Raw genomic sequence first — 7,520 nt, forward strand, 5'->3', positions numbered from 1 at the left:
CGTCGCCGACCCCCAGTTCGCTCCGGGCACGCCCGGCCCTCTCCACCCCACCCACCCGTCGTGCCCACCGGCTGAGGTTGCGTTTCCCTGATGTCGAGTCACCACACCGCGCCCGCGCGGGAACCAGCACGGCTACCGTCGTACTACTACGTGTTCCGGTACGGCAGCGAGGGGGCGTACACGGCATGAGTCCCGGAGACGAACACGACTACGGCGAGCCGGCGGGCACCCGCATGCGCCTCCCCGAAGCCGACCCCTACGGCGGCGCCCGGCGCCCCGCCCGCTCGTCCTCGCGAAGCATGGTCATGGCGGCCGGCGTCGTCGTCCTCCTCATCGCCGCGATCGCCTTCGCGAACCGCGGAGGAGACGATTCCCCTTCCACCGCGGCCACGGGCGGGACCAACGCCGACCAGCCGAAGACCTCGTCGACGGCGGCGAGCGGGACGAAGCCGGTGGACGGAAAGAGCGCGGGGATCCCCTCGGGGTACGCCCGCGATGGGCAGGGCGCCCAGAGCGCGGCTGCCAACTACACCGTGGTCCTGGGTTCGGCGGAGATGTTCAACACCGCCCGGCGGCACCAGATCGTCGACACCGTGTACACACCCGACGTCGCCGCAGTACGCCAGTCCTCCCTGGACGCTGTGTACTCAAACGAGACGTTTCTGAACAACATCGGCCTCGACAAGGACGGCACGGCACCGAACGGCCAGGTCTTCGTCTCCCGGATCGCTCCGGTGGGCACCAAGATCACGGCGTACAGCGTGAACGCGGCCACCGTCGAGGTCTGGTACACCTCGCTGTTCGGCCTCTCGGGCGAAGCGTCGACCAACCCCGTGTCCGAGAGCTGGTACACCAACATCTTCCAGCTCAAGTGGATCGGCAACGACTGGAAGGTCGCCGACTTCCAGCAGAAGGACGGGCCCGTTCCGGTCGGGCGCGACCAGAAGGCCTCCACCGCCGACGACATGACGAAGGCCGTCGAGGAGTACGGAGGGTTCACGTATGCGCGCTAAGCACCTCCCCTTGAAGCTGACGGCTGCCGTCCTAGCCGCTCAGACCACCGCGGTGCTGCTGGCGAGCCGTGCCTTCGCCGCGACGCCCAGCCCCAGCCCGACTCCCTCGCCGTCGGTGTCCTCATCGCCGAGCAACAGCACCTGCGACCTCATCCGCGGCCCAGCCGAGGAGTACTGCGAAAAGGGCAACACCCCCTCCGGCACCACCACCCCCGGCGTCTCCGACACCCTCGACCCCCTCTCCTCGCTGGCCAAGGGCTGTGCCGAAGCCGCCGCCTGGACCGTCGAGAAGCTCAGCGTGGCCGTGCAGGACACCGCGAACGTCGACTTCACCAACGCCCGGTTCCTCCAGCAGTACGCCGTCGTGTTCGCCGCGTCGACCGTCCTGACCCTCCTGCTGTGGCTGCTGGCCGTCGCCAAGCGGGCGGTCCGCGGAGTCCCCCTCACCACCGCCATCGGCGAAGCCGTCGGCTTCCTCTGGCTCACCGTCCTCGCCTCCGCCTTCACCCCGCTGATCCTCTACACGGTCGTCTCGGCCACCGACGGCATCAGCGAGGTCCTGGCGAAGACGACCGGCGGCCAGACCGACACCTACTTCGGCACCTTCTCCGCCGCACTGGAGAAGGGCGAGGACATCGGCGGCGGCCCGATCATGCTGATCGTGGTCTCCCTGGTGTCCATCCTCGCCGCCGGCGTCCTGTGGCTGGAGCTGGTCCTCAGGGCCGCCCTGCTCTACGTCGGCGCCCTGCTCGGCACCGTCGTCTACGCCGGCCTCGTCGACAAGAACCTGTGGGGCCACGTCCGCCGCTGGGCCGGCATCATGATCGCCGTCATCCTGGTCAAGCCGGTCATCGTGATCGTCCTCGGCCTGGCCGGCGCACTCTCCGCCGACGACGGCCCGAACGCCTTCGGCGCCGTCGTCTCCGGCCTCTCCATCATCCTGCTGGCCATCTTCGCCAGCGCGATGATCTACCGTTTCGTGCCCGGCTTCGGCGACGAGATCGCGAACTCGCGCAACAACCGCATCATGCAGGGCGCCGAAGGCAAGGCCGCGGCCGTCATCAGCTCCCCCGCGACCCTCGTCGCCCAGGGCATCAAGACACACAGCACCCGAGCCGACAACAACGGCGGCGGCGGGTCCTCCTCCAGCGGCCAGCGCCCGGCCAACCAGGCCGCCGGCGGCGTGGCCGCGCACAGCTCGCGCAGCTCGAGCGGAGGCGGCGGATCTGTCCCCTCCGCCGCACCCGCGCCCCGCGCGAGCAGCCCGGTGAACACCCCGCACGCAGGCAACACCCGCAACAGCAGTACCAACCGCACGGGAGGTGAAGGGCGTTGACGACCGAGTCCCACGTGTCCCACGTGGTCACGCCCCGCCGTACATATCTGATCGGCCGCGCCCGGCCGAACGCGATCGTCGGCCGCAACCGCGAGTCCGGCGAGATCGCGCTCATCGTCGTCGGCGCGTTCCTCGGCATGATGTGCGGGCTCCTCGTCCCCGTCCTGACCCTGCGGATCGTGCTGCTCGCCGGCTTCCCGATGATCGCGCTGGCCGCCGTGTACGTGCCGTACAAGCACCGCACGTTCTACAAGTGGTTCGAGATCAACCGCAGCTACAAGCGCACCCTGCGCCGGGGCACGGTCTACCGCTCGGCCGCCATGGAGGCGGGCACCCGGATCGACGGCCAGGAGATCGAGGTCGGCCCGCCGCCCGGCATCGGCCGCATCAACTGGCTCGCCGCCCCCTTCGGCCCCGACGAGATCGCCGTACTGCTGCACGCCGACCGCCGTACGGTCACCGCGGCCATCGAGATCGAGGGGCCTGGCGTCGGCCTGCGCGACAGCGAGGACCAGGAAGCCCTCGTCGACCGCTTCGGCACCCTCCTCAAGCACGTGGCCAACGGCGACGGCTTCGTCACCCGCCTCCAGATGCTCGCCCGCACCCTCCCGGCCGACCCCGACGCCCACGCCAAGGACGTCTCCCAGCGCGGCGACGACAAGGCCCTGCCGTGGCTCCAGTCGTCGTACGAGCAGCTCCAGTCGATGGTGTCGACGAGCAGCGAGCAGCACCGCGCCTACCTGGTCGCCTGTATGCACTTCACGCGCGAACTGGCCGCCGAGGCCAACGCCATGGCCCGCGCCGCCCGCCCGCAGAACGGCCGCAGGCTGGACCGCGACGCCGGTCTCGCCGTCGTCATGGCCCGCGAGCTGACCGACATCTGCTCCCGCCTCCAGGAGGCGGACATCCGTGTCCGCCAGCCCCTCGGCCAGGGCCGTCTGTCGTCGCTGATCCACTCCATGTACGACCCGGACCACCCCATCGACCACATCCAGGCGATGACCCGCCGCAACGCCTGGCCGGCCGAGCTGGACGCCATGGAGCCCACCTACCTCAAGGCGAAGACCCGCGAGTCCTCCACCCGCGCCCCCTGGTGCCATGCCACCGCCTGGGTGAAGGAGTGGCCGATGACACCCGTGGGCGTCAACTTCCTGGCCCCGCTCCTCGTCCACACCCCGGACGTCATCCGAACGGTCGCCGTGACGATGGATCTCGAGCCCACCGAGGTGGCCATCGAACGCATGCTGACCGAAAAGACGAACGACGAGGCGGAGGCGAGCCGCGCCGCCAAGATGAACCGCACGGTGGACCCGCGCGACGTGGCCGCGCACTCCCGCATCGACCAGCGCGGCGAGGACCTCGCGAGCGGCGCGGCGGGCGTCAACCTCGTCGGCTACATCACCGTCTCCTCCCGCAACCCGGAGGCACTGGCCCGCGACAAGCGGACGATAAGGGCGTCCGCGGGCAAGTCGTACCTCAAGCTGGAGTGGTGCGACCGAGAGCACCACCGCGCGTTCGTGAACACCCTCCCGTTCGCCACCGGCATCCGAAGGTAGGGGCTTTACATGCGGGACCCGATGTCCGTCGTCACCGACGCCTTCACGTCCTTCCTCTTCGGCAAGGTCGAGACGACCCGTCTGCCCGTGCGCACCTCCACCGGCCAGGCCCAGGCGGTCTACCTCCCGACCGCCGCCCCCGGCCTCGGCGACTCGGGCGTGATCATCGGCCGCGAGGTCTACTCGGGCAAGGGCTACATCTACGACCCCTTCCAGCTGTACGGCCAGCAGCTCCCGGCCCCGCACTGGCTGGTCCTCGGCGAGTCCGGAAACGGCAAGTCGGCCCTGGAGAAGACGTACGTCCTGCGCCAGCTCCGCTTCCGCGACCGCCAGGTCTGCGTCCTGGACGCCCAGGGCGAGGACGGCGTCGGCGAATGGAACCTCATCGCGCAGGCGCTGGGTATAACTCCCATCCGCCTGGACCCGACGGCCGCGCTGGACCTCGGCATCCGTCTCAACCCGCTGGACCCGTCGATCACCACGACGGGCCAGCTGGCGCTGCTGCGCACCATCATCGAGGTCGCGATGGGCCACGGCCTGGACGAACGCTCCGGCTTCGCCCTCAAGGTCGCCCACGCCTACGTCAACGAGACGATCGTCGAACGCCAGCCGGTGCTCACCGACATCGTCGAGCAGCTACGGCACCCCGAGCCGGAGTCCGCCGAGGCGATGAACGTCGCCATAGACGACGTACGGGCGTGGGGCCTGGACGTGGCGCTCGTCCTGGACCGTCTCGTCGACGGTGACCTGCGCGGCATGTTCGACGGCCCGACCACGGTCGGCATCGACCTGGACGCCCCGCTCATCGTCTTCGACCTGTCCCACATCGACCGCAACTCCATCGCCATGCCGATCCTCATGGCGATCGTCGGCGTGTGGCTGGAGCACACCTGGATCCGCCCCGACCGGAAGAAGCGCATCTTCCTGGTCGAGGAGGCCTGGCACATCATCAACAGCCCGTTCGTGGCCCAGCTGTTCCAGCGGCTGCTGAAGTTCGGCCGCCGCCTCGGCCTGTCCTTCGTCGCGGTCGTCCACCACCTGTCCGACGTGGTCGACGGCGCGGCGGCGAAGGAAGCGGCCGCCATCCTCAAGATGGCCTCGACGCGGACGATCTACGCCCAGAAGGCGGACGAGGCGAGGGCGACCGGCCGCGTGCTCGGCCTGCCCCGGTGGGCGGTGGAGATCATCCCCACCCTCACCCCGGGCATCGCGGTGTGGGACGTCAACGGGAATGTCCAGGTCGTCAAACACCTGATCACCGACACGGAACGCCCGCTGGTCTTCACCGACCGGGCGATGACCCAGTCGTCCGCCGACCTGGCCGAGGACGACGCGCTGCGCGCCGCCGAGCTGGAACAGGAACAACGGGCGGCGGCCTTCATGGAACAGCACCTGCCCGACTTGGACGGCTCGTCCGAGTCGACGGTGGCGTAGGGCACAGGGGGACGCGATGAGACCGGGTGACGACCGCGGCCGGGACCAGGGAGGCATCCCGGACGGCCTGCTGCTCGGACTCCTCGCGTTCCTGCTGGGCATGACGCTGCTGGTGTGGACGGCGACGGGCCTCGCGGCCCTCTTCGCCCACGGCTCCTGGCCGGCCGGCGTCACCTTCCCCCGTACCCCCCTGGCCATGCGCCACCTGGTCGGCCAACCGCACGACCTCCCCGGAGCGTGGCCCGACGCCGACCCGTCGGTCCTCTCCGGCTACGGCCTCTTCTGGGGCCTGTTCATCGGCCAGGTGATGATCCTCCTGGTCCTCACCGTGTTCACCCTCGGCACGGTGGCGAGATGGCGGGCGGTACGGGCTGGGAGGCGGGCCGCCCCCACCACGAGGTGCCGGCACCGGTGCCCCACGACGTGCCCGTCCCCAGGACGGAACCCCAGCCGGAACCCCCGGCGCCCGTCTCCCTCCCGAAGCCCGAACCGGCGATCGTCCGGGAAGCACCCCGCCCCGAAGGCCCGGTCCTGTACGCCCCGCCCGAGACCCGCCACACCGCCGCGGCCCAGGCCATGCGCGACGCGGAGGGCGCCGTCCTGGTCGTCACCTCCCACCCGGCCCTCTGGCAGGACACCAAGGACGCCCGAGCCAAACTCGGCCCGGTCCTCCTCTACGACCCCACCCACCTCTGCGACACCCCGGCCCGCCTCCACTGGTCCCCCACCGCGGGCTGCGAGGACAAGGCGACGGCGGCAGCCAGGGCGACGGCCCTGCTCACCCCCGTACGTCCCACCGCCCGCCTGGACCAGGCCGTCACCGAGACCGCCGAGACGCTCCTGCGCAGCTATCTGCACGCCGCCGCCATCGACGGCCGCACCGTCCGCCACGTCCACCGCTGGTCCCAGGGCACCGGCGTCCAGGAAGCGGTCCGCACCCTCCGGACGAATCCGAAGGCGGCGGCGGGCTCCGCGGGCGAACTCGAAGCCGCCCTCACCGCCCACCCCGAACGCCGGGACATCGCCCAGGAACTGACGACCCGAGCCCTGTCCGCGCTCTCCACGGTGAACATCCGCGAGGCCTGCACACCCAACCGGACTGACGCCCTCGCCTTGGATTCCTTCGTCAACGAAGGGGGAACGCTTTATGTGGTCGGTGAATCCATCGAGGACCCGAGGACGCGTCCCGGCGCGATGCCCCTCCTCACGGCTCTCGTCTCAAGCGTGGTCGAGCGCGGCCGGCGCATGGCCGAACGGTCATCCTCCGGTCGGCTCGACCCACCACTGACCCTCATCCTGGACGACGTCGCGGCCGTGGCCCCGCTCGCCCAGCTGCCCGACCTCCTGGCCGACGGCCGCGACGACGGCCTGCCCACCCTGGCCCTGCTCCGCTCCCGCGAACAGGCCAGAACCCGTTGGCCCCACCACGAACTGCCGGTGTGACACCTACGGCCGCTCGAGGACGTACTCCAGTTCCCGGCTGTCGGAGTCCCCGCCCAGCGACACGACCACCCCGCTCGGCAGGAACCCGGCCCTGCGGTAGAAGGTCCGCGCCCGCCCGTTGTCCTCGTGCACGATGAGCCGCACCCGCTCCAGCCCGCGCGACCACGCCCACTCCAGCCCGGCGTCGAACAGCACCTCGGTGAGCCCGATCCCGCGGAACTCGCCCCGCACGAACACCCCGACGACATGCCCCTGCCGCTGTTCGACCGGGAACCCCGCCCAGTCCTTGGTGCCGGCCTCCTCGACCAGCACGGTCAGCGTCGCGACCCACTCTCCGCCGGGCCCTTCGGCGATGATCTGCTGAGCCTCGCCGACCCCCTCGGCCGCTCCCGCCGTCCGCTCCTGCCAGAAGGAGTCGGGCTTCGCCAGTGCCTCCTCGTACGTCTCCAGGAAGGCGAGGTGCGCGACCGGGTCCCGCAACGCCAGGAGCCGCAGCTCCTTCGCAGCCGGCCATTCCTCGGCACGCACGGACCTGATCAGGTAACTCATGGGGCCACCGTAGTACCCGGCTACCGGCCCGCTCATCCGAATTAGTGCGCGCCGAACAGGCGGCAAACGCAGGAAACCCCCGTGCCGAAGGCACGGGGGTTTCCTAAAGATTGTTCGGCGGCGTCCTACTCTCCCACAGGGTCCCCCCTGCAGTACCATCGGCGCTGTAAGGCTTAGCTTCCGGGTTCG

Annotated in this window: 5 protein-coding genes and 1 pseudogene; 5 read left to right on the plus strand and 1 reads right to left on the minus strand. The window is 70.4% G+C overall.

The genetic code is table 11. From position 1 onward, the window contains the following. Window positions 1-185 precede the first annotated feature (185 nt). From BM536_RS16475 to BM536_RS16495, 5 genes and pseudogenes are all read left to right on the plus strand, one after another. Complete coding sequence (locus BM536_RS16475; RefSeq protein ID WP_073499098.1) at window positions 186-1,013, plus strand: hypothetical protein; 828 nt, start codon at window positions 186-188, stop codon at window positions 1,011-1,013. Then, window positions 1,003-2,349, plus strand: a complete 1,347-nt coding sequence (locus tag BM536_RS16480; protein ID WP_073499100.1) for a hypothetical protein — start codon at window positions 1,003-1,005, stop codon at window positions 2,347-2,349. The genes BM536_RS16475 and BM536_RS16480 overlap by 11 nt, the downstream gene beginning before the upstream one ends. Next, window positions 2,346-3,905 carry an SCO6880 family protein gene (locus BM536_RS16485; protein ID WP_073499102.1) on the plus strand — a complete coding sequence of 520 codons (1,560 nt, stop codon included), beginning with the start codon at window positions 2,346-2,348 and terminating at the stop codon, window positions 3,903-3,905. Before BM536_RS16480 ends, BM536_RS16485 begins: the two co-directional genes overlap by 4 nt. Window positions 3,906-3,914: 9 nt before the next feature. Then, entirely contained in the window at window positions 3,915-5,339 is a 1,425-nt protein-coding gene (locus BM536_RS16490) for an ATP-binding protein (RefSeq protein WP_073499104.1), read from the plus strand. Window positions 5,340-5,355: 16 nt separating this feature from the next. Then, window positions 5,356-6,782, plus strand: a pseudogene (locus tag BM536_RS16495) (type IV secretory system conjugative DNA transfer family protein). A gap of 3 nt (window positions 6,783-6,785) precedes the next feature. Here the strand turns inward: BM536_RS16495 and BM536_RS16500 are convergent. Then, window positions 6,786-7,331 (minus strand): GNAT family N-acetyltransferase, encoded by a 546-nt coding sequence (locus tag BM536_RS16500; RefSeq protein ID WP_073499106.1) that lies wholly within the window; start codon window positions 7,329-7,331, stop codon window positions 6,786-6,788. Window positions 7,332-7,520: the final 189 nt, after the last annotated feature.

Origin of the sequence: Streptomyces phaeoluteigriseus, assembly GCF_001896135.2 — a bacterium.
In the GTDB taxonomy this organism is placed as follows: Bacteria; Actinomycetota; Actinomycetes; order Streptomycetales; family Streptomycetaceae; genus Streptomyces; species Streptomyces phaeoluteigriseus.

Excerpts from the sequence above, each read along its gene's own strand:
- BM536_RS16475 (WP_073499098.1), top strand. The coding sequence starts at position 186 with ATGAGTCCCGGAGACGAACACGACTACGGCGAGCCGGCGGGCACCCGC.
- BM536_RS16480 (WP_073499100.1), top strand. The coding sequence starts at position 1,003 with ATGCGCGCTAAGCACCTCCCCTTGAAGCTGACGGCTGCCGTCCTAGCC.
- BM536_RS16490 (WP_073499104.1), top strand. The coding sequence starts at position 3,915 with ATGCGGGACCCGATGTCCGTCGTCACCGACGCCTTCACGTCCTTCCTC.
- BM536_RS16500 (WP_073499106.1), bottom strand. The coding sequence starts at position 7,331 with ATGAGTTACCTGATCAGGTCCGTGCGTGCCGAGGAATGGCCGGCTGCG.